The organism is Streptomyces laurentii (assembly GCF_040635425.1).
GTDB lineage: Bacteria > Actinomycetota > Actinomycetes > Streptomycetales > Streptomycetaceae > Streptomyces > Streptomyces laurentii.
Window position 1 is genome coordinate 170,644 of record NZ_JBEYHT010000007.1, and the last position, 24,385, is coordinate 195,028.

Annotated in this window: 24 protein-coding genes and 1 pseudogene; 15 read left to right on the top strand and 10 right to left on the bottom strand. The window is 72.4% G+C overall.

Features of this window, described 5'->3' with window-relative positions; all coding sequences use genetic code 11:
• Window positions 1–285: DUF2530 domain-containing protein (locus ABZ693_RS07235; RefSeq protein WP_359874296.1), on the bottom strand; the 285-nt coding region annotated here is incomplete at its 3' end.
• A 290-nt stretch (window positions 286–575) separates the two neighbouring features.
• Between ABZ693_RS07235 and ABZ693_RS07240 the strand changes: the two genes are divergently transcribed.
• Complete coding sequence (locus ABZ693_RS07240; RefSeq protein WP_359874299.1) at window positions 576–2,024, top strand: NCS2 family permease; 1,449 nt, start codon at window positions 576–578, stop codon at window positions 2,022–2,024.
• Here ABZ693_RS07240 and ABZ693_RS07245 read toward each other — a convergent pair.
• The gene (locus ABZ693_RS07245) at window positions 1,994–2,218 is read right to left on the bottom strand and encodes a ribbon-helix-helix protein, CopG family (protein WP_359874301.1); all 225 of its coding nucleotides are present in this window, start codon (window positions 2,216–2,218) and stop codon (window positions 1,994–1,996) included. The genes ABZ693_RS07240 and ABZ693_RS07245 overlap by 31 nt on opposite strands.
• A gap of 131 nt (window positions 2,219–2,349) precedes the next feature.
• Here ABZ693_RS07245 and ABZ693_RS07250 point away from each other — a divergent pair, with 131 nt between their 5' ends.
• Together ABZ693_RS07250 and ABZ693_RS07255 are read left to right on the top strand one after the other, a co-directional pair.
• Window positions 2,350–2,793 (top strand): MarR family winged helix-turn-helix transcriptional regulator, encoded by a 444-nt coding sequence (locus tag ABZ693_RS07250; protein WP_359874302.1) that lies wholly within the window; start codon window positions 2,350–2,352, stop codon window positions 2,791–2,793.
• A 31-nt stretch (window positions 2,794–2,824) separates the two neighbouring features.
• On the top strand, window positions 2,825–4,384 hold the full coding sequence (locus tag ABZ693_RS07255) for an MFS transporter (RefSeq protein WP_435842360.1): 1,560 nt from the start codon (window positions 2,825–2,827) through the stop codon (window positions 4,382–4,384).
• A gap of 70 nt (window positions 4,385–4,454) precedes the next feature.
• Here the strand turns inward: ABZ693_RS07255 and ABZ693_RS07260 are convergent, their stop codons facing one another.
• Together ABZ693_RS07260 and ABZ693_RS07265 are read right to left on the bottom strand one after the other, a co-directional pair.
• A complete protein-coding gene (locus tag ABZ693_RS07260) occupies window positions 4,455–5,012 on the bottom strand; it encodes a PH domain-containing protein (protein WP_359874306.1) in 558 nt (185 codons plus the stop codon).
• Entirely contained in the window at window positions 5,005–5,517 is a 513-nt protein-coding gene (locus tag ABZ693_RS07265; RefSeq protein ID WP_359874308.1) for a GNAT family N-acetyltransferase, read from the bottom strand. The genes ABZ693_RS07260 and ABZ693_RS07265 overlap by 8 nt, the downstream gene beginning before the upstream one ends.
• A gap of 152 nt (window positions 5,518–5,669) precedes the next feature.
• On the opposite strand from ABZ693_RS07265, the gene thpR reads away from it, so the two are divergent.
• The 4 genes and pseudogenes from thpR (at window position 5,670) to ABZ693_RS07285 (ending at window position 9,436) form a co-directional block, all read left to right on the top strand.
• Window positions 5,670–6,242, top strand: coding sequence for an RNA 2',3'-cyclic phosphodiesterase (gene thpR / locus ABZ693_RS07270; RefSeq protein ID WP_359874310.1), 573 nt, complete (start codon window positions 5,670–5,672; stop codon window positions 6,240–6,242).
• Between the two features lie 335 nt (window positions 6,243–6,577).
• Window positions 6,578–6,877: pseudogene (locus ABZ693_RS07275) on the top strand (tRNA-dependent cyclodipeptide synthase); the annotation flags it as partial.
• Window positions 6,878–7,021: 144 nt separating this feature from the next.
• Window positions 7,022–8,293 carry a cytochrome P450 gene (locus ABZ693_RS07280; RefSeq protein WP_359874311.1) on the top strand — a complete coding sequence of 424 codons (1,272 nt, stop codon included), beginning with the start codon at window positions 7,022–7,024 and terminating at the stop codon, window positions 8,291–8,293.
• Window positions 8,294–8,443: 150 nt separating this feature from the next.
• Window positions 8,444–9,436, top strand: a complete 993-nt coding sequence (locus ABZ693_RS07285; RefSeq protein ID WP_359874313.1) for an aldo/keto reductase — start codon at window positions 8,444–8,446, stop codon at window positions 9,434–9,436.
• A 104-nt stretch (window positions 9,437–9,540) separates the two neighbouring features.
• Here the strand turns inward: ABZ693_RS07285 and ABZ693_RS07290 are convergent, their stop codons facing one another.
• Window positions 9,541–10,143, bottom strand: coding sequence for a MarR family winged helix-turn-helix transcriptional regulator (locus ABZ693_RS07290; RefSeq protein ID WP_359874315.1), 603 nt, complete (start codon window positions 10,141–10,143; stop codon window positions 9,541–9,543).
• 29 nt (window positions 10,144–10,172) lie between these two features.
• Here ABZ693_RS07290 and ABZ693_RS07295 point away from each other — a divergent pair, with 29 nt between their 5' ends.
• Window positions 10,173–10,607: a carboxymuconolactone decarboxylase family protein gene (locus ABZ693_RS07295; RefSeq protein ID WP_359874317.1), complete on the top strand. Its 435-nt coding sequence runs from the start codon at window positions 10,173–10,175 to the stop codon at window positions 10,605–10,607.
• A gap of 8 nt (window positions 10,608–10,615) precedes the next feature.
• The gene (locus tag ABZ693_RS07300; protein WP_359874319.1) at window positions 10,616–10,786 is read left to right on the top strand and encodes a hypothetical protein; all 171 of its coding nucleotides are present in this window, start codon (window positions 10,616–10,618) and stop codon (window positions 10,784–10,786) included.
• A gap of 16 nt (window positions 10,787–10,802) precedes the next feature.
• Here ABZ693_RS07300 and ABZ693_RS07305 read toward each other — a convergent pair whose 3' ends face one another.
• Together ABZ693_RS07305 and ABZ693_RS07310 are read right to left on the bottom strand one after the other, a co-directional pair.
• Window positions 10,803–11,393, bottom strand: a complete 591-nt coding sequence (locus tag ABZ693_RS07305; protein ID WP_359874321.1) for a GNAT family N-acetyltransferase — start codon at window positions 11,391–11,393, stop codon at window positions 10,803–10,805.
• Window positions 11,394–11,412: 19 nt separating this feature from the next.
• Window positions 11,413–12,147, bottom strand: coding sequence for a GDSL-type esterase/lipase family protein (locus tag ABZ693_RS07310; protein ID WP_359874323.1), 735 nt, complete (start codon window positions 12,145–12,147; stop codon window positions 11,413–11,415).
• A gap of 77 nt (window positions 12,148–12,224) precedes the next feature.
• Between ABZ693_RS07310 and ABZ693_RS07315 the strand changes: the two genes are divergently transcribed.
• Entirely contained in the window at window positions 12,225–13,253 is a 1,029-nt protein-coding gene (locus tag ABZ693_RS07315; RefSeq protein WP_359874325.1) for a WD40 repeat domain-containing protein, read from the top strand.
• Here the strand turns inward: ABZ693_RS07315 and ABZ693_RS07320 are convergent.
• Window positions 13,228–14,070, bottom strand: a complete 843-nt coding sequence (locus tag ABZ693_RS07320; protein ID WP_359874327.1) for a TetR/AcrR family transcriptional regulator — start codon at window positions 14,068–14,070, stop codon at window positions 13,228–13,230. The two genes, ABZ693_RS07315 and ABZ693_RS07320, sit on opposite strands and share 26 nt — an antisense overlap.
• Before the next feature lie 75 nt (window positions 14,071–14,145).
• Between ABZ693_RS07320 and ABZ693_RS07325 the strand changes: the two genes are divergently transcribed.
• Window positions 14,146–15,405, top strand: a complete 1,260-nt coding sequence (locus ABZ693_RS07325; RefSeq protein ID WP_359874329.1) for an ATP-binding cassette domain-containing protein — start codon at window positions 14,146–14,148, stop codon at window positions 15,403–15,405.
• Window positions 15,402–16,226, top strand: a complete 825-nt coding sequence (locus ABZ693_RS07330) for an ABC transporter permease (protein ID WP_359874331.1) — start codon at window positions 15,402–15,404, stop codon at window positions 16,224–16,226. Before ABZ693_RS07325 ends, ABZ693_RS07330 begins: the two co-directional genes overlap by 4 nt.
• 70 nt (window positions 16,227–16,296) lie before the next feature.
• Here the strand turns inward: ABZ693_RS07330 and serC are convergent, their stop codons facing one another.
• Window positions 16,297–17,415 carry a phosphoserine transaminase gene (serC, locus tag ABZ693_RS07335; RefSeq protein ID WP_359874333.1) on the bottom strand — a complete coding sequence of 373 codons (1,119 nt, stop codon included), beginning with the start codon at window positions 17,413–17,415 and terminating at the stop codon, window positions 16,297–16,299.
• Between the two features lie 204 nt (window positions 17,416–17,619).
• Here serC and ABZ693_RS07340 point away from each other — a divergent pair, with 204 nt between their 5' ends.
• On the top strand, window positions 17,620–20,421 hold the full coding sequence (locus ABZ693_RS07340) for an FAD-binding and (Fe-S)-binding domain-containing protein (RefSeq protein ID WP_359874335.1): 2,802 nt from the start codon (window positions 17,620–17,622) through the stop codon (window positions 20,419–20,421).
• A 163-nt stretch (window positions 20,422–20,584) separates the two neighbouring features.
• On the opposite strand, the gene ABZ693_RS07345 is transcribed toward ABZ693_RS07340, so the two are convergent.
• Window positions 20,585–22,069, bottom strand: a complete 1,485-nt coding sequence (locus ABZ693_RS07345) for an MFS transporter (protein WP_359874337.1) — start codon at window positions 22,067–22,069, stop codon at window positions 20,585–20,587.
• Window positions 22,070–22,172: 103 nt separating this feature from the next.
• Here ABZ693_RS07345 and ABZ693_RS07350 point away from each other — a divergent pair, with 103 nt between their 5' ends.
• Window positions 22,173–23,015: a helix-turn-helix domain-containing protein gene (locus ABZ693_RS07350; RefSeq protein WP_359874339.1), complete on the top strand. Its 843-nt coding sequence runs from the start codon at window positions 22,173–22,175 to the stop codon at window positions 23,013–23,015.
• Between the two features lie 282 nt (window positions 23,016–23,297).
• Window positions 23,298–24,239, top strand: a complete 942-nt coding sequence (locus tag ABZ693_RS07355; protein WP_359874341.1) for an EamA family transporter — start codon at window positions 23,298–23,300, stop codon at window positions 24,237–24,239.
• Window positions 24,240–24,385: the final 146 nt, after the last annotated feature.

Sequence of the window (24,385 nt, forward strand, 5' to 3'; positions counted from 1 at the left end):
CGCGCCGGCGCCGTGCCCCGCCGCCTGCTCGGCCTCGCGCGCCGCCTGGTGGCGCTTGATCGCCGCGTCGCGCTTCCGTACGTACCAGATGCCGATCAGTCCGAGTCCGGCGCCGGCCAGGCAGGTCCACACCCACCAGGTCAGGTCCCGGTCGTCGAACCAGCCGTAGAAGGGGACCTGGGCGAGGAACAGGACGAACCAGAGGATCGTGCCGCCGGTGATGGTGGCGACGACGGGCCCCTCCAGGGGCTCGGGCGCCTCGTGCTTCGGTGTCCACTTCGCCATGTGGCTCAGTCTAGGCGGCCGGACCGTAAGGCTGGTTTACCGGTTTTCATGTCTTCGTACGACCTGTCGTACGAAGCTCCAAGCATCGGGTGCGTTCGCACACCGTCCGTGCGCGGGGCGCCTCTGATCGGTGACGGAGGGGGCAAGGCAGCACGGGGTCTACGCGCGGAGATAGACGTCCGCTCGTTCATGTGTTCATACTGAAAAACGTTTGCCTATGGCCGGTTTCCTTCGTATGAACCGCCAAAAGGAACTTCCCTCTCCTTTGACTCTTTCGAAGAGGAACCCCCATGAGTACGACGGCCACCGCCAAGGCCATGGCCCCGGAACCGCAGGACCAGCGTCCGGTCTCCGGTCTCGACCGCTATTTCAAGATCACCGAGCGCGGGTCCACAGTAGCGCGTGAAGTGCGCGGCGGCTTCGCCACCTTCTTCGCGATGGCCTACATCATCGTGCTCAACCCGATCATCCTCGGCAGCGCCAAGGACATGTACGGGCACCAGCTCGACAGCGGTCAGCTCGTCACCGCGACCGTCATCACCGCGGCGCTCTCGACGCTCCTCATGGGCGTCATCGGCAACGTCCCGATCGCCCTCGCCGCCGGTCTCGGCGTCAACACGGTCGTCGCGCTCCAGCTCGCGCCGAAGATGGCCTGGGCGGACGCCATGGGCATGGTGGTCCTCGCCGGCATCGTCGTGATGCTGATGGTCGCGACGGGTCTGCGCGAGCGCGTCATGAACGCCGTCCCGGGCAGCCTGCGCAAGGCCATCGCCATCGGTATCGGCCTGTTCATCATGCTGATCGGCCTCGTCGACTCGGGCTTCGTCTCCCGTATCCCCGACATCGCGCACACCACCGTCCCGCTGCAGCTCGGCGGCGACGGCCACCTCACCGGCTGGCCGGTGCTGATCTTCATCGTGGGCACGCTGCTCACCCTCGCGCTGATGGTCCGCAAGGTGCCGGGCGCGATCCTGATCTCGATCGTCGTGATGACGGTCGTCGCGATGATCGTCAACGCCGTCGCCAAGGTCCCGTCCTGGGGTCTGACCACCCCGGAGTGGCCGGGCAACCCGGTCGCCACGCCCGACTTCGGTCTCTTCGGCGAGTTCAGCCTGTTCGGCGGCTTCGAGAAGGTCGGCGTGCTGACCGGCGTCCTCTTCGTCTTCACCGTCCTGCTGTCCTGCTTCTTCGACGCCATGGGCACGATCCTCGGCGTCGGCGACGAGGCCAAGCTGATGGACAAGGACGGCAACTTCCCGGGCATCAACAAGGTCCTGCTGATCGACGGCCTCGCCGTCGCCTCCGGCGGTGCCACCTCCTCCTCCGCCACCACCTGCTTCGTGGAGTCCACGGCCGGTGTCGGCGAGGGTGCCCGTACGGGTCTCGCCTCCGTCGTGACCGGTGGTCTCTTCTCGGTCGCGCTGTTCCTGACGCCGCTCGCCACGATGGTGCCCTCGCAGGCGGCGACCCCCGCCCTGCTCGCGGTCGGCTTCCTGATCCTGGCGAACTCCGTCAAGGAGATCGACTGGAGCGACTACACCATCGCGATGCCGGCCTTCCTGGCCATGCTGATGATGCCGTTCACGTACTCGATCACGAACGGCATCGGCATCGGCTTCATCAGCTTCAGCCTGCTGCGCCTCGTGGCCGGCCGGGGCCGTGAGGTTCCGGCGGCGATGTACGCCGTCTCGGCGGTCTTCGTCTTCTACTACGCGATGCCGGCGCTGGGCCTGACCTGATCGCCGGGGGTGTCGGAGGCCCCGTAGAACTTCTCCGTCTCGTCGACGGCGGTCTGGAACCGCTCGTCGAAATCCTCGCGGATGAGCGTCCGGACGACATAGTCCTGGACGCTCATTCCGCGTTTGGCGGCATGGGCGCGGAGCCGCTCGAACAGCTCCCCCTCGATACGCAGGCTGAGCACGGTCGAATCCATGCCCGTCAGGTTCGCGTTAAGGAACGGTGCCGCGCGTCACTTTCCGGGCCGCTCTCACCCGTTTGGGTGATAGATGTGGCCGACATCTTTCCGATTGGTCTTTAGGTAGAGTAATGAGTTACGCTAAGGACATGCCCGATCTGTCCCATGGCTCCGCCGACGACGTCGCGGCCGTGAACGCGCTCCGCAGCGCGGTGATGCGGCTGAGCCGACGCCTGAAGCATCAGCGCGTCGACGAGTCGCTGAGCCCCACCGAGATGTCGGTGCTCGGCACCCTGTCGCTCTGCGGCTCCGCGACCCCTGGCGAGCTGGCCCGCAAGGAGCACGTCCAGCCGCCGTCGATGACCCGCATCGTCGCGCTGCTCGAAGCCAAGGGACTGGTCCGGCTCGAGCCGCACCCCGACGACCGCCGGCAGAAGGTGGTCAGCCAGACCGAGCAGGCAGAGGCCATGCTGGAGGAGTCCCGCACGAAGCGGAACGCCTGGCTGGCGACCATGGTCGAGGGCCTGGACGAGGAGGAGTGGGCGAAGCTGCGCGCCGCCGCTCCGGTCCTCGAGAAGCTGGCGCACCTGTAACCGCATCGAGGCGCCGAGGAGGCGAAGCACTTTGAGTACGGGATCCGGAGCAGACTCCGCCCCCGTCCGAAAACCCGACACCGACACCGAGGCCGGTACCGCACCCATACGGGGTACGGACACCGGCCCTGGCGCCGGCGAGGCGACCTACGCCGACGCTGACGCCACCCCCGCCGCTTCCGCTCATGGGGAGCGCGTGGACCGCGCGGAACACCCGAGGGCACCCCGTAAGGGACCCCTCTCCGAGGCCGCCAACGGCCCCGGGACCCCCAAGGTCTCCCGGGCCTCCGCGAAGCCGGAGAAGAACAAGGGGACGTTCTCCTCCCTCGCGGTCCGCAACTACCGGCTGTTCTTCAGCGGAGCGATCGTCTCCAACACCGGTACGTGGATGGCCCGCATCACCCAGGACTGGCTGGTCCTGAGCATCACCGGATCCGCCACGGCCGTCGGTATCACGACGGCCCTCCAGTTCCTGCCGATGCTGCTGTTCGGCCTGTACGGCGGCGTCCTCGCCGACCGCTACCCCAAGCGCCGCATCCTCCTCGTCAGCCAGGCCGCGCTCGGCGTCCTCGGCACGACCCTGGCCGTCCTGACCCTGACCGGCAATGTCCAGGTCTGGCACGTCTACCTGATCGCCTTCCTGCTCGGCATGGTCACCGTCGTCGACAACCCGGCCCGGCAGGCCTTCGTCTCCGAGATGGTCGGCCCGGACCAGCTCCGCAACGCGGTCTCGCTGAACTCGGCCAACTTCCAGTCCGCCCGGCTGGTCGGCCCCGCCGTCGCCGGCGTGCTGATCGCCACGGTCGGCAGCGGCTGGGCGTTCCTCCTCAACGGCCTGTCCTTCCTCGCCCCGATCGCCGGCCTGCTGCTGATGCGCACCAGCGAGCTCCACAAGGTGGAGCGCGCCCCGCGCGGCAAGGGCCAGCTGCGCGAGGGGCTGCGGTACGTGGCGGGGCGGCCGGACCTGATCTGGCCGATCGTCCTCGTCGGCTTCATCGGCACCTTCGGGTTCAACTTCCCGATCTGGCTGACCGCCTTCTCGGAGGAGATCTTCCACGTCGGCGCCGGCACGTACGGCTTCCTCAACACCCTGATGGCCGCCGGCTCCCTCGCCGGCGCCCTGCTCGCGGCGCGCCGCGGCTCGACGCGGCTGCGGATGCTGGTGATCGCGGCGGTCGTGTTCGGCGCGCTGGAGATCATGGCGGCGCTGTCGCCGTCGTTCTGGCTGTTCGCGCTGCTGCTCGTGCCGATCGGCATGATCGGCCTGACGGTCAACATCAGCGCCAACTCCGCCGTCCAGATGGCCACCGACCCGGTCATGCGGGGGCGTGTGATGAGCCTCTACATGATGGTGTTCGCGGGCGGCACCCCGATCGGCGCGCCGCTGCTCGGCTGGGTCACGGACAGCTTCGGCCCGCGGATCGGCTTCGCCACCGGCGGACTCGTCTCGCTGCTCGCGGCGGCCGTGATCGGCGCGATCCTGGCCCGCTCGGGCGGCCTGAAGCTCTCGGTGGGCTGGCACCGCGGCCATCCGAGCGTCCGCTTCGTCCCGAACGGCCGAACCCGACCGGAGCTGGTCACCGCGGTGTGACCCCGCGGTCCGCACGGACGTACGGAGTGGGGCCGGGACCCGGCAAGGGCCCCGGCCCCTTCCCGTACCGTCAGGGCTGTCCGGCGGCCTCGGTGCTCGTGGGGGCAGCGGCCGCGCGGGACCGGTACTCCCGGATGGCGACCTGCTTGCGGTCGAGCTCCGCGTCCCGCATCCGGTTGGTCATGGTCCCGGGAACGGCGAGCGGACGCCCGTGAAGCCGGACGACGCGCAAGTCCGTCCAGGTTCCGCCGCGGGACGTCCGGTGCCGCTCCTCGATACCGGCGATCTCGCTCCAGGGGACGCGGCGCCTGCGGACGAGGGTGCGGAACTCCATCCCCGCCGCCGTCAGACGCGTCCGGCCGCGGATCCGGTTGATCATGTCGAGGGCCGCGGCCAGGGCGAGGATCCCGACGCCGGCGACCCACCACCACCGGCCCGATCCGTTCTCGGCCAGGCCCACGGCCACCATGCAGCCGGCGAGCGTCGCCATCATGACGCCGGTCCGCCACCCGTACCTCCGCCGGTCGGCCGGGCTGTAGCGGATCCATACGTCGGGCAGGTCCGCGCCGCCGCGGGCGCGCCCCGGCGGCGGGACGCCCCGCCGCGAGGCCGTGCGGCTGTCAGACACGCCTCTCCAGGATCTGTCCCGGCCAGTCGCCGACCTCGAACGCCTCGGTCTTCGTGAAGCCCTGGCGCTCGTAGTACGCGACCAGGCGGCCCTCGCTGCCCGCGAAGCAGTCGACGCGCAGGAGCGAGACGCCGAGGCGGCGGGTCTCGGCGGCCGCGTGGGCGAGGAGGGCGGCGCCGACGCCGTGGCCGTGGAAGCGGCCGTCGGTGGCGAGGAAGCGCACGTACCGCTCCGGCTCGCCGGCCGGGGCCACGTACGAGCCCGGCTGCGGGGTGAGGGTCAGGGTGCCCACCGGGACGCCGTCGATCTCGGCGATCCAGGGGGAGCCCTCGGTCACCACCCGCTCCACCAGCTCGACGGTCTTCGGGCGCGAGCTGAAAGGCTCGGTGCCCCACTGCGCGGTGATCCCCTCGCCGTTGAGCCAGCCGACCGCGCTGTCGAGTATCGCGAGGACGGCGGCGAGGTCCTCCGGTCCGCCCTGCCTGATCGTGATCTTGGTGTCCATCGGACCGAGCGTAGGGGCGCCGTGCCGATCGGGCCAGGGTCGTGGGGCGCACGGGGGGGCCCGAGGCTCGGGCCTCGGCTCTCGGCTTTTGGGTCTTGGTTCTTGGGTCTCGGGGCTTCGGTCCGGCGGCGGGTGGCTGTCACACTTTTCTCATGAGGCTGTTCGCCGCCGTCGTCCCGCCGCCCGCGCAGCTGGCCGAGCTGGCCCGCGAGGTCGATCTGCTCGCCGGTCTGCCCGATGCCCGCCGGCTGCGCTGGACCTCGCGGCCCGGCTGGCACTTCACGCTCGCGTTCATGGGCGAGGTCGACGACGAGCTGCTGCCGGACCTGCGTGCCCGGCTGGGCCGGGCGGCCCGCCGGACGGCGCCGTTCCCGCTGCGGCTGCACGGCGGCGGCCACTTCGGCCGTGCGGTGCTGTGGACGGGCGCGGCGGGCGGCCTGGACGAGCTGCGGCTCCTCGCCGAGCGGGCCGACGCGGCGGCGCGCCGGGCCGGGGTGCCGATGGACGAGCACCGCCGCTACCAGGCGCACCTCACGGTGGCCCGGTCCCGTACGAACGACCTGGACCTGCGGCCCTTCGTCGCCGCGCTCGACGACTTCGAGGGCCACCGATGGCAGGTGGGGCAGCTGGCGCTGGTGCGCAGCAACCTGCCCGGGGGCGGTACGCCGGGGGAGCAGCCGCGCTACGAGACGGTCGGGGCGTGGCCACTCGGCGGGTCGGGTTAACCTCGAAGCGTGGACCCGAAAACCCGAAACCGGATCATGGCCGGTGTGCTCGTCCTGATGTTCGCGATCATCGCGGTGACGTCCGTGGTGGGATGACGTCCCGCGACGGAGGGGCTGCCCCTGGCGTGCCGGGGCACCGCCCTACGCGACGGCACGTACGGTTGTCTCCTTTGATTACTCAGAGTCATCCTTTTGGGGTGTTGTCGGCTTCGCGGTCACTGCGCGTGGGCATGAGCCCGGTGTGTCCGATCACCCGCGGCAGATCCTGACCGTCGCCCGCCCCGCTTCTCCGTCCGGCCTTCTCCCGCTTCACTCGCGTTCCCGCACGCCGCCTTCCGACGCTGTACACCGACATGACGCTGCGCGCCGTCCGCGACCGGGTGGCCTTCGCGTATCTCGTCGGCAGACTCGATCCGGGTGCGCTGCCGGCCGCGGCGCAGGTGCGGGCGGCGTTCGACCATGTGGACGCCGGACTGCCGTTCCTCGCCGACAGCCCGCGGATCCCGGGCGGCGGGTCGTCGGTGCACTGCGCCCGCTCCCTCCCGCCCTTCGGCCGGCTGCTGTCCGGCGAGCGCCGGAGCGGACTGCGAGCGGCCGTCCGTCAGGGGTACGCGATCGTCGCCTCCCCCGACTGATCCCCGACTGATCCCCGTTTCGCCCCGGCCGATCCCCGATTCCCCCGGCCGATCTCCGCTTCCTCCTCGCCACCCCCTTTCTTCCTCCTTCCCTCCTCGTTTGCCTTGTGGTTTGTCTTCTCCCTTCTGAAGGAGCACGTCCGCATGTCCACCACCGCCGACGCGACCCCGCCCTCACCCGTGAACGTGCCCGTGAACGCGCCCGCGTCCGCCGCGAACGCCGCTCCCGTCGCGTGGCCGCCGGCCGGGGGAGGCGACGCCGTGCGCGCGGCGTGCGCGCGGCTGCGCGAGGACAGCCCGGTCGTCCGGGTCCGTACCCCCACGGGCGACGAGGCCTGGCTGGTCACCGGCTACGCGCTGGCGAAGGAGGTCCTGGAGGACGAGCGGTTCAGTCTGCGCGACGCGGCGAAACCAGGGGTGCCGCGCCCGTACGCGCTGACGATCCCGCCCGAGATCGTCAACGCCATGCGCGAGATGAACAACGCCGGACTCCACGAGGAGGTGCTGCGCGCCTTCGGGCCGCGGTCCGGGCCGGTGTCGGCGCGGTGGCTGCGTGAACGGGCGCACGGACTGGTGGACGCCATGATCGAGGAGGGTGCGCCGGTCGACCTGCGCGCGCGGTTCGCCGAACCGTACTCCGCCGCGCTGATCTGCGAGATCCTCGGCCTGCCGTACGAGGAGGGGCTGCGGCTGATGTCCGGCCTGGACCTCGGCTTCCTCGCCGGCCCCGTCGTGCCCGAGGGCTCAGCGGCCAACTGGGGCAAGGACTTCGCCTTCGTCCTGCGCCATGTGCGCGCGCCGCGCGAGGAGCAGCGGGGGCTGATCCTGACCCTGTGCGCCCTGCGCGACGCGGCGGAGACGGAGCGGAAGGGGGCGGGACTCACCGACGAGTTGCTGGCGGCGACGGTCACCACGCTGTTCATGGCCGGGGTGATGAGCACGTACGTGTTCCTCCTGCACGCCACCCTGACGCTGATCCGGCACCCGGAGGCGGTGGCGCACCTGCGGGAGCGGCCGGAGAAGGTGCCGCTGGCGGTGGAGGAGCTGATGCGCGTCACGCTGCCGATCGGCGAGGGGCTGCCCCGGATCGCGCGGACGGACGTCCGGGTCGGTGATGTGCTGGTCAGGGCAGGGGAGTTGGTGCTGGTGTGGGTGGAGGCGGCGAACCTCGACCCGGCGCGGTTCGCCGACCCCGAGCGCTTCGACCTCGACCGGGCGCCCAACCCGCATCTGTCCTTCGGGGCCGGCCGCCATTTCTGCCCCGCGTCGGCGCTCTCCCGGGTCCACGCCTCGGAGGCCCTCGGGGTCCTCGTCGAACGCCTGCCGGGTCTTCGGCTCGCCCTGCCCCCCGAACAGTCGGTGTCACCGGCGGGCGGCGGCAAGCGGGTCCCCGACCGGGTCCCGGTGCTGTGGTGAACGGGCGCGGGTTCCGGGGGCCGACCGGGGGCGGGTTCCGGGGGCCGGTCGAGGCCGGGGCCGGGGCCGGTGCGGCTGAGCCGGTGAACCTGGCGCGGCACCGTCAAGGACCCTTGCTTCGAGCGCACTCGAAGGCGTTGGCTGGTGCGCATGGAGTACACGCAGCTCGGACGCACGGGACTCAAGGTCAGCCGGCTCGTCCTCGGGACGATGAACTTCGGTCCGCAGGCCGACGAACAGGCCAGCCACGCCATCATGGACGCCGCCCTCGAAGCGGGCCTCAACTTCGTCGACACGGCCAACGTCTACGGCTGGGGCGACGACAAGGGCCGTACCGAGGAGATCATCGGCTCCTGGCTCGCCAAGGACCCGGCCCACCGCGACAAGGTGGTCCTGGCCACCAAGGTGTACGGGAACATGGGCCCGGACGGCGTGCCCGCCTGGCCCAACCACGACAAGCTCTCCGCCGTGAACATCCGCCGCGCCGTCGACGCGAGCCTCCAGCGGCTCGGCACGGACCACATCGACGTCTACCAGTTCCATCACATCGACCGTTCGACGCCGTTCGACGAGATCTGGCAGGCGGTCGACGTCCTCATCCAGCAGGGCAAGATCCTGTACGCCGGTTCGTCGAACTTCCCGGGCTACAAGATCGCCCAGGCCAACGAGGCCGCCGCGCGGCGCGGGATGGTCGGCCTGGTCAGTGAGCAGTGCCTCTACAACCTGTTCGAGCGACGGGCCGAGATGGAGGTGGTCCCGGCGGCGCAGGAGTACGGCCTCGGCGTCATCCCGTGGTCGCCGCTGCACGGCGGTGCCCTCGGCGGCGTCATCCGCAAGCAGGTCGAGGGCGGCCGCCGCGCGAGCGGCCGGACCGCGGACCTGCTCGCCGACCCGGCCCAGAAGGCCCGCATCCAGGCGTACGAGGACCTGCTGGACAAGCACGGCCTGGACCCGGCCGAGACCGCGCTGGCCTGGCTGCTCACCCGCCCGGGCGTGACCGGCCCGATCATCGGCCCGCGCACCCCGGAGCAGCTGCGGGGCGCCCTGCGCGCCGTGGAGCTGAAGCTGAGCGACGAACTCCTCGCGGCTCTCGACGAGATCTTCCCCGGCCCGGGCCCCTCCCCGGAGGCCTTCGCCTGGTGACGCCGACCGGCGGCCGCTGACCGCCGCCCGAGCCGATGGGTTCCCCCGCGCCGGTCGCGGGGGAACCCATCGGCCTTGAGGACCGTGCGGAAACGCCGGGCGGGTCAGGCGCTGCCGAGCCAGCTGGTGGCGTCCAGGCGGTAGGCGGTCCCGGCCGGGACGACCGCGCGGAGGGCGGCTTCGAGGTCGCGGACGCGGGCGAGACCGAGGCGGGCGGCCCATTCGGCGCGCAGGGTGTCGAAGACGGCGGCCGATCGGGTCAGGGCGTCGATGCCGTGCGGGGTGAGGAAGACGAGCTTGCGGCGGGCGTCGGCGGGGTCGTCGGCGCGTTCGGCGTAGCCGAGGGCGAGGAGCCGGTCGACGGTCTTGCCCGCGGCCTGTTTGGAGACCCCGAGCCGCCGTCCGATGTCGCTCGCCGTCGCACCGTACGGGCTCGCGCCGATGGCCTGGAGGACGAAGCCGTGGGCGGGGCGCAGGTCGGGGTGGCCCTGGCGGGCGAGTGCGGTGTGGACGCCGTCGATGAGGGTGCGGAAGCCGGCGAAGAGGAGGATCGGCAGCTCGTATCCGGGGCTGTCGAAGGTCTCCGGGTCCGGGGCGGCGTGGGTCTCCGGGTCCGGGGCGGCGTGGGTTTCCGGCGGAATCCCCGAAACCCCCTTGCCCGAATCGACAACCTGGTTTACGTTCTCTTCACCGACATGGTCAACCATGTTGTCGATTCTATCCGGGGGTCCCTTCCATGCCGCTCGCCGCGCAGCCGCACGACCTGCCCGCCCGCACTGCCGCCGCCATCGCGCTCCTCAAGGAGTCGCCGCACACGTTCGACGGCTTCCTCCAGCTCAGCGGGATCTTCGAGTCGACCACCCTCGACCCGTACTCCCGAGAGACCGTCATCCTCACCGTCGCCACCCGCAACCAGTGTCATCTGTGCGTCGACATGCACGAGGGCAAGCTGGCCGCGCTCGACCCGGCCGACGCCCCGTCCGCCGAACGCCTCGACGCCGTCCGCCGCTTCACCCTCCAGGTCCTCGCCGCGTCCGGCGCGGTGAGCGACGCCGACCTCGACGCGTTCCTCGCCCACGGCTACACCCGGCAGAACGCCCTCGAAGTCGTCCTCGGCATCGGCACCTACACCCTCTCCACCTTCGCCAACCGCCTCGTCCGGGCCGCCTGACGGACGTCGTGCCGCACGACCCCGGCCGCGCACGCACCCGCGGGGAGGTCTCGCGGTTCATCGACCCCGACTGGCTGGTGGAGATCGAGGTCGAAGCGATCGTCGACCAGGACGCGGACGCGGACGAGGACGAGGACGAGGACGAGGACGAGGACGAGGGTGAGGGTGAGGGTGAGTGACGGGGGCCGGTGGCGGTCAGGCCTCCGTGCGGAAGTCGAGCATGTAGAAGACCTTGTCGTAGCGGAGTCCGCCGACGGCGACGAAGCGGGGCAGCCGGCCGTACTCGGTGAAGCCCAGCGAACGGTAGAGCGTCAGCGCCCGCTCGTTGTCGGCGCGCGCGTCCAGGGTGAGGACCTCGATTCCCGCCTCGCGCGCGTCGGCGACCAGCGCGGCGGTCAGGGCCCGGCCGAGGCCGCGGCCGTGGACGGCGGAGTCGAGCGCGATCTTCTCGATGTCGGCGTGCACCCGGCTGGTGGCCCGCGTGTAGCGGAGCCAGTACCCGAACCCGGCGAGCCGCCGCCCGACGTACACCGCGCGCAACGCGCCCTCGCCGCTCCGCGCGGCGGTGAGCACACGGCCGAGGAGCTCCGTCACCTCGTCGGCGGACGGCGGGTCGACCCAGCCCAGCGGCGCACCCCCGCGGACCAGGTCCGCCAGGATCCGGTGGGCCGCCTCCGTGAACCCGGCCGCGAGGTCCGGATCGGCGGTCAGCCGCGCGGCGTCGAGGACGACGGGCTCGGCGGTCGCGGGACTCTTCGACACGTTCGGGCTGCTCTGACTGGTCATGGCCGGAGCCTACGCACCCTCACGCGTACCGGTACGGCCCGCCGACGCCCCAGGCCTGGTGCAGCGCGTCCGCGAAGGCCGCCGCCAGTTTGTGCTCCCCGCTCGGGCCCGGGTGCGTGCCGTCGTAGGTGTCCGTGTGGATGTCGTACGACTCCGGGACGGACGCCAGCAGCAGCGGCGAGGCCCCGGTGTCGAAGTCGGCGACCGTCTTCGCGAGCAGGTCGTTGAAGCGCGCGCACTCGGCGGCGAAGGGGGGCTCGTCCTCGGCGCGGATGTTCGGGATGACGGGCAGCAGCACCACCCGGACCCGCGGGTTCGCGGCGCGGGCGGCGGTCAGGAAGGCGCGGACGTTCTCGATCGTCTGGTCGCTGTTGGTGTACCAGCCGAGGTCGATCAGGCCGAGCGAGACCAGCAGCACGTCGGCGCCGGTCCCGGTCACCACCGGGCCGACGAGCGGCGCCATGTGCAGCCAGCCCTCGCCCCAGCCGGCCAGGTGGCGGCGGGCGGCGGCCGGGAAGCCAGGGTCGGCGTACGCGTGCGAGGTCGCGGCGTCGTCGCCGGGCTCGTACAGCGTGGTGCGCGGGCCGACGATCTCGTACGCGCGCGAAGAGGCCTGCGAAGAGGCGCCGGACGGCAGGGACTCCAGGGACTCCAGGGATTCCAGGGAGTCCAGGTGCCGCCACATCCGGTACCGCCAGGTGAAGTCGCCGGCGCGTCCGATGGTCATGCTGTCGCCGACGAACAGAAAACGCATGGGGCACATCATCACCGACGTCAGGCCTTGGCCGGAGGGCGGGTCGGGCGGCCGCCGCCCATGGCACGCTGGAGGGCATGCGATCTGCCGTGCTGCGCCGCGCCCTCGGGGCCACCGCTCTCGTCGTCCTCGCCTCCCTCGGCCCGGCGGCCCCGGCCTGGGCGGCGGACGACCGCCCCGACCAGGGGTTCACGATCGAGGACCCGCGCGTCACCGAGTCCAGCGGTCTCGCCGCGAGCCGGGCGCACCCCGGCGTGTACTGGACGCACAACGACCAGGACGCGCCCCTGATCTACGGCGTCGACTCCCGTACGGGAAAGACGGTCGCGACCCTGACCATGAAGGGCGTCGGCACCCCGCGCGACATGGAGGCCATCTCCGTCGGCCCGGACGGCGACATCTACGTCGGCGACATCGGCGACAACCTCGACGGGTCCTGGGACCACGTGTGGATCTACCGCTTCCCCGAGCCGAAGCAGCTGCGCGACCAGACCGTCCAGGCCACCCAGTACGACGTGAAGTACGCCGACGGGCCGCGCAACGCGGAGGCCCTGATGGTCCATCCGAAGTCCGGCCGGGTCTACATCGCCAGCAAGAACGAGAACAGCGGCGGCCTGTACGAGGGTCCCGCGCGGCTCTCCACCTCCGGGACGAACGTCTTCCGCCGGGTCGGGGACGTTCCCTGGGTGACCGACGGCGCCTTCTCGCCGGACGGCGGCCGGCTCGTGCTGCGCGGTTACTTCTGGGCGAAGGAGTACGCGTGGCAGGGCGGGTCGGGCGGCGGACGCATCGCCGACGGCGGTACGGCGGTGGGGGCGCCGTTCCAGGGGCAGGCGGAGTCCGTGACGTACACGCCGGACGGTTCGGCCTTCCTGTTCGGCTCGGAGGGGAAGCGAAGTCGGGTGGTACGGGTCGACCGCGCGGACGCCGGCCCGTCGGCCGCGGACCCGAAGAAGCCGGGTTCGGGGTCGGGGTCGGGTTCGGGAGCGGGTGCCGCCGCGCAGGGATCCGGCGGTGAGCAGGGCAGCTTCACCGTCGGCGTGATCGTCCTCGGTCTGGCCGTCGCCGCCTGGATGGGCCTCAGGAAGCTGTTCCGCCGGAGCTGACCCCCGGGCCCCCGGCCCGGCGGGCGACCAGCGCCTCGAACCCCTCCATGAGCCGTTCGAGGCCGAAGGCGAAGTGGTCGCTCTCGACCGCGAAGGTGTCCTCGGCGAGCCCGGCCACGGTCGGGAACTCACCTGATTTCATGGCCCGTTCGAGGAACGGCGCCTGCGTCGCCCAGAACTCCTCGTCGCTGAACCCGGTCTCCTTCGCCGCCTCCGCCGTCTGGATCTCCAGGCGTGCGACGCCGGTCACGAAGCTCTGCACGGTGACGATGACGGAGAGCGTCTCGGGGTCGCTCAGCCCCATCCCGTAGGGGTGGGGGCCGGTCAGTCCGGCCAGGCACAGCTCGAAGCCGCGCAGCGTGTTCGGGCCGAGGAGCGAGCGGGCCTCGTTGACCTTCAGCAGCCAGGGGTGCGCGCGGTAGAGCGCGAGATGGCCGCGGGCGAGCAGTCCGATCGCGGTGCGCCAGCCGCCCGGCTGCCGCGCGGGCGGCTCGGCGGGCTCGTCCGCCAGGGACTCGCCCTGCACCCGGTCGAGCATGAGGTCGAGCAGCTCGGTCTTCCCGGGGACGTACCTGTACAGCGACATCGTCCCGACGCCCAGCTCGGCCGACACCCGCCGCATCGACACGGCGTCCAGCCCCTCCGCGTCCGCGAGCGCGACCGCCGCCCCGACGATCCGGTCCAGCGTGAGGCCCGGCTTGGGGCCGCGGCTGGGGCGTTCGCCCGTACCCCACAGCAGGTCGAGGCTGGTGATCGCCGATTCCCGTGCGCCGCCGGCCGCCCCGTTGCCCGCCCCGCTGCTCGTCTCGCCACTCATGCGCCCACTTTAAAACTGGGTACGGTGTACTCGTATTCGGGTACGGTGTACTCAGTTTCTCTGAGTGGAGGCTCCATGCGCGACAGGTGTGCCCCGACGCACGACGAACACGCTGTTCTCGCCGAGGGTTTGCGGAAGCGGTACGGAAGCGGCGGCAAGAGCAAGGAGAAGGGAAAGACGCAGGGGGAGGGGCCAGGGAAGGCGAAGGCGCGGGGGAAGGCGCGAGGGAATGTGCGGGGGAAGACCGGTGGCGCGTACGCCCTCGACGGCCTCGACCTCGCCGTCCGCCGCGGCACCGTCCACGGCCTGCTCGGCCCGAACGGTGCCGGCAAAACCACCGCCGTCCGCATCCTGGCCACGCTCCTCAAGGCGGACGGCGGGCACGCCCGGGTCGCCGGACTCGACGTGACCCGTGACCCGTGCGCCGTCCGCGCCCGCATCGGCCTCGCCGGCCAGTACGCCGCCGTCGACGAGAACCTGACCGGCCGCCAGAACCTGGAGATGTTCGGCAGGCTCTTCCACCTCGAAGCGCGCCGCGCCCGCGCCCGGGCCGCCGAACTCCTCGACGGCTTCGGTCTCGCCGAGGCCGCCGACCAGGGGGCGGGGGAGTACAGCGGCGGGATGCGCCGCCGGCTCGACCTCGCCGCGTCGATGATCCTGGCTCCCGACCTCCTCTTCCTCGACGAGCCCACCACCGGCCTCGACCCGCGCAGCCGCGGCGAGGTCTGGGACGCCGTCCGCGCGCTCGTCGCGTCGGGGACGACCGTGCTGCTCACGACCCAGTACCTCGACGAGGCCGACCGGCTCGCCTCCCGCATCACCGTCATGGACCAGGGCCGGGCCATCGCGGACGACACCCCGGGCGGGCTCAAGAGCCGGGTCGGCGGCGACCGGATCGAGGTCGTCGTGGCCGACGCCGCCGACCTGCCCGCCGTACGGCGCGTCCTCGCGCGCGTGGCCGCCGCGGAACCGGCCGAGGACCCGGCGGAACGGCGCATCCACGCACCCGTCAGCGACCGGGTCGCCGCGCTGACCGAGACGGCCCGCGCGCTCCAGGACGAGAGGATCGCCGTCGAGGACCTCGGCCTGCGCCGGCCCAGCCTGGACGACGTGTTCCTGAGTCTGACCGGTCGCGACAGCACGGAGGGCGCGGCGGACGGGGGCGGTGCGGCGGACGGGGGCCGCGCGACCGGCAGGGACGGCGCGAACGGCTCGACGGGTGCGGCCGACACAGCCGACGTGGCCGACGCGGACGCGCGTACCCGTACCGGAGCCCGTACCGAGCTCGCGTCCCGCACCGATCCCCGCACCGAAACCGAAGGAGCCGCGGCATGACCACCGCCGGCCTCGCCCCGGGCCCCGCCCGCGGCCGCGTCTACTGGGCGGTGGCCGACTGCGCGACCCTGGTCCGCCGCACCCTGCTCAACTACCGCCGCAAGCCCGTCGCCATCCTCTGGCAGCTCGGCTTCCCGATCGTCTCCGTCCTCCTCTACGGCTTCGTCTTCGGCAGCGCGATGCGGGTGCCCGGCGGCGGGGACTACAAGGACTTCCTGATGCCGGGCATGTTCACGATGACCATGACCTTCGGCCTCATGAACACGGCGACGTCCGTCGTCTCCGACTCCGGCAAGGGGGTCATGGACCGGTTCCGTTCCATGCCGATGGCCCCCTCCGCCGTCACCACCGGCCGCGGGGTCTCCGATCTGATGGTCGCCTCCGCCGAACTGGCCATCCTCGCCGTCACCGCGCTCGCGGTCGGCTGGACCTCCGACGGCGGCTTCGGCGGCACGCTCTTCGCCTTCGGCCTGCTGCTCCTGCTGCGGTTCAGCCTGATCTGGGTGGGCGTGTGGTGCGGTCTGGCGCTGCCCGACACCGAGTCGGCGGGCGCCCTCTACGCGGTGATCTTCCCCGTCACGATGATCTCCAGCGTGTACGTGGCGCCCGCGCTGATGCCGGGCTGGCTCGGGCCCGTCGCCGCCTGGAACCCGATCTCCTCGACCGTCGCGGCCACCCGTGAACTCTTCGGCAACCCCGGAGCGGCCGGAGAGACCTGGGTCGAACAGCACGCGCTGCTGATGGCGGTGGTGTGGCCGCTGGCGCTGACGGCGGTCTTCCTGCCGCTGGCCGTACGCCGGTTCCAGCGACTCAGCAGGTAGGCGGAAGAGACGCGGCGGGGCCCGGCGGTGGGCGACTCCACCGCCGGGCCCCGCCCGTCGTGAAAAGGGGTTACAGCTTCTCGATGACGTAGTCGACGCAGGCCGTCAGCGCCCGTACGTCCGCCGGGTCGATCGCCGGGAACATCGCGATCCGCAGCTGGTTGCGGCCCAGCTTGCGGTACGGCTCGGTGTCGACGATCCCGTTGGCGCGCAGCACCTTGGCGACCGCGGCCGCGTCGATGTCGTCCGAGAAGTCGATCGTGCCGATGACCTGCGAGCGCAGCGCCGGGTCGGTGACGAACGGCGTCGCGTACTTCGACTCTTCCGCCCAGCCGTACAGCGCCTGCGAGGATTCCTTCGTCCGGGCGACCGCCCAGTCCAGACCGCCCTGGCCGTTCAGCCACTTGACCTGCTCGTTCAGCAGGAAGAGGGTGGCGAGCGCCGGGGTGTTGTACGTCTGGTTCTTCAGCGAGTTGTCGATCGCGGTCGGCAGGGAGAAGAACTCCGGGATGTGCCGGCCGGACGCGTGGATCGCCCGGGCCCGCTCCAGGGCGGCCGGCGAGAACGCCGCCAGCCACAGCCCGCCGTCGGCCGCGAAGGACTTCTGCGGAGCGAAGTAGTAGACGTCGGTCTCGGTGATGTCGACCGGCAGGCCGCCCGCGCCCGAGGTGGCGTCCACGAGGACCAGCGCGCCCTCGTCGGCACCCGCGACGCGACGGATCGGGGCGGCGACACCGGTGGAGGTCTCGTTGTGGGTGAAGGCGTAGACGTCGGTGCCCGCCTCGGCCACCGGCTGCGGGCAGCTGCCCGGGTCGGCGGAGACCACGGTCGGCTCGGCCAGCCACGGGGCCAGCTTCGACGCCTTCGCGAACTTGGACGAGAACTCGCCGAAGGTGAGGTGCTGCGACTTGTTCTCGATCAGGCCGTGGGTCGCGATGTCCCAGAAGGCGGTGGAGCCGCCGTTGCCCAGGATCACCTCGTAGCCCTCGGGCAGCGAGAAGAGGTCGCGGAGTCCGGTACGCACCTCGCCGACCAGGTCCTTGACCGTGGCCTGGCGGTGGGACGTGCCGAGATAGGAGGTGCCGGTGGCGGCCAGGGCCTCCAGCGCCTCCGTGCGCACCTTGGAGGGGCCCGCGCCGAAACGGCCATCGGCGGGCTTCATGTCAGCGGGAATCTGGATATCGGCCACGAGGCGGAGCGTATCGGGTCGGGAGGGGCGCGGCTGAGGCATGTCCGCCCGATGAGACGAGGACTGAGACATCCTGGAGTCGTGGGATCACACCAAGAGGGCGAGGAAGCAGGCCGGAATTCGCGCAGGAATTCGGGCAGGGGGGTGGGGCCGGCCGGTGCGACGCCGGTGCCGGGCGGGGTACGAGGCGGGGTACGGGGCCTGATGCGGGACGGGGCGCCGGGCGGGACCGGGAACGGGACCGCGGCCCTCGGCCGCGAACTGGCCGAGGCCCTGCGCGCCGCCGTCACCGACGCCCGGGACGTCGACTTCTCCGTCACCGCCCGCGCCCTGACCACGATGGACGCCTCCAACTACCGGCGCGTCCCGCTCGGCGTCGTCACCCCGCGCGACGCCGACGACGTCGCCGCGGCCCTCGCCGTCTGCCGTACGTACGAGGTGCCGGTCGTCGCCCGCGGCGGCGGTACGTCGATCGCCGGGCAGGCCACCGGCACCGGCGTCGTCCTCGACCTCACCCGCCACCTGCGCGGGGTGGTGTCGCTCGATCCCGAGGCCCGCACGGCGGTCGTCCGGCCCGGGCTCGTCCTCGACCGGCTGCGGGACGCGGCCCGCCCGTACGGTCTGACCTTCGGCCCCGACCCGTCCACGCACAGCCGCTGCACCCTCGGCGGCATGATCGGCAACAACGCGTGCGGCGCGCACTCGGTGGCCTGGGGCACGACCGCCGACAACGTCCGCGGCCTCGACGTGGCGACCTACGACGGGCGGCGACTGCGCCTCGGCCGTGACTGGCGCGGCGCGCCGGCCGGGCTGCGCGACCTGGTCACGGACCGGCTCGCGCTGCTGCGCACCGGCTACCCGGAGGGGCTGCCGCGCCGGATCTCCGGGTACGCGCTCGACGCGCTGCTGCCCGAGCGCGGCGCGGACGTGGCCCGCTCCTTCTGCGGCAGCGAGGGCACGCTGGGGGTGGTGACCGAGGCCGAGGTACGGCTCGTCCCGCTGCCGGCCGAGCCCGTCCTGGTGGTGCTCGGGTACGCGGACGAGAGCGCGGCGGCCGACGCGGCGGCCGGCCTGCTGTCGCACCGGCCGCTGACGGTCGAGGGGATGGCCGCCGATCTCGTACGGGGCGGAGGCGCCGGCGGAGGCGGCGCGGCCGGGCTGCCGCGCGGCGGGGCCTGGCTGTTCGTCGAGATGGACGGCGCCACTGCGGCGGCCCAACTGGCGCGGGCCTCCGATGCGTTGGACGCCGCGCTCGTGCGCGACCCGGCCGGTCAGCGGGCGCTGTGGCGGATCCGCGAGGACGCGGCGGGCACGGCGACCCGGATGCCGGACGGGGCGGAGGCGTGGCCCGGCTGGGAGGACTGCGCGGTGCCGCCGGCCCGCCTCGGCGCGTATCTCCGGGAGTTCCGGGGCCTGTTGAAGGAGTACGGGCTGCGCGGCACGCCGTACGGGCACTTCGGCGACGGCTGTGTCCACGTCCGTGTCGACTTCGACCTGTGGACGGGGGTGGGGGTGGCCCGCTTCCGGGAGTTCTCGGAGGCGGTCGCGGACCTGGTCGTGGCGCACGGCGGCTCGCTGTCCGGCGAGCACGGGGACGGGAAGGCGCGGGCGGAGCTGCTGCCGAGGATGTACGGGCGCGAACTCGTCGACCTGTTCGGCGCGGTGAAGGATCTGTGGGACCCGGACGGCGGTCTGAACCCGGGCATGCTGGTGCGGCCGGAGCCACTGGACTCGGGCCTGCGGTTCACCGGCCTGACACCGCTGGAGGACGGCGGACTGGGGCGCGAGGCCGCCCGCTGTGTCGGAGTGGCCAAGTGCCGTGTCGAAGGCCCGAGTTCGGGACCCGGCGTGATGTGCCCCTCCTATCGCGCGACGGGGGAGGAACGGCACTCCACGCGCGGCCGGGCCCGGCTGCTGCACGAGATGGCGCTCGGCGAGGTCGTCACGGACGGGGTGCGGTCCAAGGAGGTCCGGGAGGCCCTGGACCTGTGCCTGTCGTGCAAGGGCTGCCGCGGCGACTGCCCGGTGGGCGTCGACATGGCCGCGTACAAGTCCCGCTTCCTGGCCGCGCATTACGCGGGCCGACGCGCTCTGCGACGCCCCCGCTCGCACTGGACGATGGGCGGGCTGCCACATCTGCTCGACCTGTTCGGGAAGGGGCTGAACACCGCGATGCGGCTGCCGTTCGCGGCCCGGCTCGCCGGGATCACGCCGGAGCGGGCGATGCCGAGGGTGGCGGACCGTACTTTCACGTCCTGCTTCACCGAACGCGCCTCGGGCCGGACGCCCGCGCTCACCCTGTGGCCCGACACCTTCACCGACCACCTCGCGCCCGAGGTGGGCGTGGCCGCCCTGAAGGTCCTGGAGGCGGCGGGCCTCGGGGTCGCGCTGCCGCCGGGGCGGGTGTGCTGCGGACTCACGTACGTGTCGACGGGCCGCCTTGACGCGGCGCGCCGGGTGATGACCCGCACCCTCGACGTCATGGCCGGCACGCCCGGCGCGCTCGCCGACCGCCCGGTCCTCGTCCTCGAACCCTCCTGCGCGGCGACCCTGCGCACCGACCTGCCCGAACTGCTGCCGGACGATCCGCGCGCGGCCCGTCTCGCCGCCTCCGTCCGCACCTTCGCCGAGACCCTGGAACAGCTCGCCCCCGACTGGACCCCGCCTCGCCTCCGGCACTCCGCCGTCACCGGCCAGACCCACTGCCACCAGCACGCGGTCCTCGGCGACGCGGCGGACCACCGGCTCCGCCAACGCATGGGCCTGGTAGGCGATTTGGCGGGTGGCTGCTGCGGCCTGGCGGGCAACTTCGGCTTCGAACCGGGCCACCAGCAGGTCTCCCGCGCCTGCGCCGAAGACCAGCTCCTGCCCGCCCTGCGCACCGCGCCCCCGGACGCCGTCGTCCTCGCGGACGGCTTCTCCTGCCGTACGCAGATCACTCACCTGTCCCCGGACCACCGGCCCCGGCATCTGGCGGAGGTACTGGCGGAGGCGCTGGACCAGTAGCGGCCGGCCGCGATGGCGTCCGGCGGTTCTTGACCGCCGACTGGCCACTGTCCCCCGGCTTCGGGTCCCCGGCCCTGGTCGCCGGGCTGGGGCTGCTCGCCTTCGTGCTGGTTCGGGCGCCCTGGGGACGCCGCCGGACGTCATCCGCGGCGGAGGCGTGTTCTCACGCCTCGCGCATGACCGCTGGGCCGCCCAAGGAGCGGGGCAGTCGGCGGAGGGCGAGAGCGCCGAGGGCGAGGTGGAGCAGGGCGGCCACGAGAGCGGCCGCGTGCAGGCCGGTGACGAAGGCCGACTTGGCGGCGGCGGCCGAGGTGTCGGCCAGGCCGGGCAGTTGAAGAGTCTCGTCGAGGGTCGGGGCGAGGCCGGGGCCCTGGAGGCGGAAGAACAGGGCGGCGAGGGAACCGAGGAGCGCGATGCCGAGGGCGTTGCCGATCTCGTTGCTCGTCTCGGCGATCGCACCGGCCGCGCCCGCCCGTTCGGGCGGCACCGCCCCGACGGCGGTGTCGGCGACGACCGCGAACGAGATGCCGTACCCGACACCGGCGACCACCGTGGACAGCACGTACCAGCCGACCCCGCCCGCGACGGCAACGGGCAGGAACAGGAGCAGTCCGGCGGCGATGGAGAAGTGGCAGACGAGCAGCGCGGCGCGCTTGCCGATGCGGTCGACGACGGCCGGGGCCGCGACGCACGTCGCCGTGAGCGCGACGGCCCCCGGAAGCGCGAGGAGGGCGGCCTGGCGGACGGGGATGCCGAGGACGGACTGGAGGTAGATCCCGGCCAGGTAGGCGGTCGCCGACCACGCGGCGAGCGGCAGCAGGCCGGTGATCACGGCGAAGGTGAAGACCCGGTCGCGGAAGAGCGTGAAGTCGATGAGCGGGTGGGGGAGTTGGCGCTGACGTAGGCCGAACCAGACGAGGGCGGCGATTCCCGCGAGGCCGGCCGTCACCGCCGAGGCGGAGAGGCCGTCGGCGGCGGCGCGCTTCAGGCCGCAGACCGTCAGAAGCAGACCGGCCGCCGATGTCACGACGCTGACGAGGTCGACCCGTCCGGGGCGGGTCGCGCGGACGTCCTTGAGCAGGGCGGGCGCGACGCACAGGAACAGGGCGACGACGGGGAGATTGACCAGGAAGACCGATCCCCACCAGAAGCGTTCGAGCAGGAGGCCGCCGAGCACGGGGCCGATCGCGAAGCCCGCGGCGAAGGTGGCGGCGAAGATTCCGATGGCCCGCGCCCGCTGCCGCGGGTCGGGGAACAGTTCGCCGAGCACCGCCAGGGCGGACGGCAGGAGGGTCGCACCCGCAACGCCCATCAACACGCGGGCGGCGATGAGTAGTTCGGGCGTCGGGGCGAACGCGGCGGCAGCCGAGCCGAGGCCGAAGACGGCGGCGCCCGCGAGGAGGAGCCGGAGCCGTCCGTACCGGTCGCCGATGTTCCCGAACGCGATGAGCAGCGAGCCCACCGCGAAGCCGTAACCGTCCAGGATCCACAGCGTCTGGCCGGCGCCGGGATCGAGCGCCCGGCCGATGCTCGGCAGGGCGAGGAACAGGATGGAGCCGTCCATCGAGACCAGGAGCACGGGACCGAGGACGGCCGGCAGACCGAGCCAGGCCCGGACGCCGGTACGGCTGGGGGTGGGGTGCGTCATACGGGCAACGGTCGGGCCGGGTGCGTCCGGCAGCCAGACACCTGTCGTGGGTACACCTGACAGGTACACCCGGCCTGGGAGCGGGCCGCCTAGGCTCGGCGGGGTGGAGAGTCTCGGAGCGTTCCTGAAGAGTCGCCGCGACCGGGTGACCCCGGACCGGATCGGGTTGCGTACGTACGGGACCGCGCGGCGCGTACCGGGGCTACGGCGGGAAGAGTTGGCACATCTGGCCGGAGTCAGTCCCGGCTACTACGCCCGGCTGGAGCAGGGGCAGGCGGTGGCGGCCTCGGGGCAGGTGCTCGGGGCGCTGGCGCGGGTGCTGGAACTGGACGCCGTGGAGACCGCGCACCTGCACAACCTCGTCCGGCAGCCCGCGCGGCCCGGCCTCGCCGAGCCTCCCGAGGAGGAGCCGCATCCGCGCGTACTCGCGCTGCTCGCGTCCCTGGCCGGGACGACGCCGGCGATCGTGCTGGGCCGGAGAGGGGACGTCCTGGCCTGGAACCGCGCGGGTCACGCGCTCTTCGCCGGACACCTCGACTACGAGGCGCCGCGCCACGCACCGGACCGGCCCTCGATTCCCCGGATGTTCTTCCTGGACCCGCCGGTCCGGGACCTCCACCGCAACTGGGAGGAATTGGCCCGCGTGCACGTCGCCTATCTGCGGCTGACGGCGGGACGCTTCCCGACCGACGCGCGGCTGGCGAACCTCATCGGCGAACTCGCCATGCGGAGCGACGTGTTCGCCACGATGTGGGCGACCGGCGAGGTCGCCGACTGCACCACCGGCGACATGCGCCTGCATCACCCGACCATCGGCGCGACGAACGTCGCGTACCAGGTCTGGCTCCAGCCCGACAGCCCGGACCACCGCCTGGAGATCTACACCCCGAACGACCCCGCCTCGGCCGACGCCCTCCGGCTCCTCGCCCAGCATGTGAACGCCTAGCCGGGCCCGGGCGGGCCCTAGCCCTCCGGCGCGTCCGCGAACAGCTCCTCGACCGGTGCGGCGGTGACGGCGGGTGGAGGTGGCCGTGAGGGGAACGGAGGAGCCGGGCCGTGACGCAGGGTTGCTTCTGGCATATGACCACTCGCGGGGGTGATCTACGCCCTTTGCCCTGACCTTTCTCGTCAGTAAGGATGGAGGAGTGGCCTAGTGGTGCATTACTCTGCACCGAGAGGTTCACCTCACTGGACTCATGATCGTCAGCGACAGGCAAGGAGTGTGCCGGTGGACAGCCCGGTCAAGGACATACCCGTGGCGTCCGCCACGCCCACGGAGACCCCCGCCGCCCCCGGCGCGGGCCGGTTCGGTCGGTTCGCGCGGTTCGGCAGCCTCGGGCCCGTCGCGCTCGTCGTCGCCGGCGGGCTCTCCGTACAGTTCGGGTCCGCGGTCGCCGTACTTCTCATGCCCCGCGCCGGCGCGCTCGGCGTCGTCACGCTGCGGCTCGTCCTCGCCGCCGCCGTGCTCCTCATCGTCTGCCGCCCCAAGATCCGCGGCCACAGCCGCGCCGACTGGGGCACGGTGATCACGTTCGGTACGGCGATGGCCATCATGAACATCCTCTTCTACCTCGCCGTCGACCGGATCCCCCTCGGCGTCGCCGTCACCCTCGAAGTGCTCGGCCCGCTCGCCCTCTCCGTCTTCGCCTCGCGCCGCCTGGTCAACTTCCTCTGGGCCGGCCTCGCGCTCGCGGGCGTCGCCCTGCTCAGCGGCGGCGGCTTCGACCGGCTCGACCCCGTCGGGGCCCTCCTCGCGCTCGGCGCGGGGTCCATGTGGGCCGCGTACATCGTCTTCAGCGCCCGCACCGGCCGCCGCTTCCCGCAGATGGACGGCCTCGCCCTCGCGATGGCCGTCGGCGCGGTGATCAGCCTGCCGTTCGGCATCGTGGCGGCCGGCGACCGGATCATCGTCCCGTCGACCATCGGGCTCGGCCTCGCCGTCGCGCTGATGTCCTCGGTCCTCCCGTACGCCCTGGAACTCGTCGCCCTGCGCCGTCTGCCCGCCCCCACCTTCGCCATCCTCATGAGCCTGGAGCCGGCCATCGCCGCCGCGGCGGGGTTCCTCATCCTGCACCAGGCCCTCGGCCTGCTGGACGCCCTCGCGATCGCGCTCGTCATCGCGGCGAGCATGGGCGCGGTGCGGACCCAGATGTCCCGGGCCTCCAAATGACGCCCCGCTGACGCCGGAGACCTGACGCCGGCCGCGTCCTCGGCAAGTGGCGACTGCGCTTCCCCACCAGCATCGACGACGACGAGAAGCGCCGCCTCATCACCCGCACCCTCCGCGAGGCCAAGGCCATCGCCCGGGTGCGCAAC

Excerpts from the sequence above, each read along its gene's own strand:
- ABZ693_RS07240 (WP_359874299.1), top strand. The coding sequence starts at position 576 with ATGAGTACGACGGCCACCGCCAAGGCCATGGCCCCGGAACCGCAGGAC.
- ABZ693_RS07245 (WP_359874301.1), bottom strand. The coding sequence starts at position 2,218 with ATGGATTCGACCGTGCTCAGCCTGCGTATCGAGGGGGAGCTGTTCGAG.
- ABZ693_RS07250 (WP_359874302.1), top strand. The coding sequence starts at position 2,350 with ATGCCCGATCTGTCCCATGGCTCCGCCGACGACGTCGCGGCCGTGAAC.
- ABZ693_RS07265 (WP_359874308.1), bottom strand. The coding sequence starts at position 5,517 with ATGGACACCAAGATCACGATCAGGCAGGGCGGACCGGAGGACCTCGCC.
- thpR (WP_359874310.1), top strand. The coding sequence starts at position 5,670 with ATGAGGCTGTTCGCCGCCGTCGTCCCGCCGCCCGCGCAGCTGGCCGAG.
- ABZ693_RS07280 (WP_359874311.1), top strand. The coding sequence starts at position 7,022 with ATGTCCACCACCGCCGACGCGACCCCGCCCTCACCCGTGAACGTGCCC.
- ABZ693_RS07285 (WP_359874313.1), top strand. The coding sequence starts at position 8,444 with ATGGAGTACACGCAGCTCGGACGCACGGGACTCAAGGTCAGCCGGCTC.
- ABZ693_RS07290 (WP_359874315.1), bottom strand. The coding sequence starts at position 10,143 with ATGGTTGACCATGTCGGTGAAGAGAACGTAAACCAGGTTGTCGATTCG.
- ABZ693_RS07295 (WP_359874317.1), top strand. The coding sequence starts at position 10,173 with ATGCCGCTCGCCGCGCAGCCGCACGACCTGCCCGCCCGCACTGCCGCC.
- ABZ693_RS07305 (WP_359874321.1), bottom strand. The coding sequence starts at position 11,393 with ATGACCAGTCAGAGCAGCCCGAACGTGTCGAAGAGTCCCGCGACCGCC.
- ABZ693_RS07310 (WP_359874323.1), bottom strand. The coding sequence starts at position 12,147 with ATGCGTTTTCTGTTCGTCGGCGACAGCATGACCATCGGACGCGCCGGC.
- ABZ693_RS07315 (WP_359874325.1), top strand. The coding sequence starts at position 12,225 with ATGCGATCTGCCGTGCTGCGCCGCGCCCTCGGGGCCACCGCTCTCGTC.
- ABZ693_RS07320 (WP_359874327.1), bottom strand. The coding sequence starts at position 14,070 with ATGAGTGGCGAGACGAGCAGCGGGGCGGGCAACGGGGCGGCCGGCGGC.
- ABZ693_RS07325 (WP_359874329.1), top strand. The coding sequence starts at position 14,146 with ATGCGCGACAGGTGTGCCCCGACGCACGACGAACACGCTGTTCTCGCC.
- ABZ693_RS07330 (WP_359874331.1), top strand. The coding sequence starts at position 15,402 with ATGACCACCGCCGGCCTCGCCCCGGGCCCCGCCCGCGGCCGCGTCTAC.
- ABZ693_RS07340 (WP_359874335.1), top strand. The coding sequence starts at position 17,620 with ATGCGGGACGGGGCGCCGGGCGGGACCGGGAACGGGACCGCGGCCCTC.
- ABZ693_RS07345 (WP_359874337.1), bottom strand. The coding sequence starts at position 22,069 with ATGACGCACCCCACCCCCAGCCGTACCGGCGTCCGGGCCTGGCTCGGT.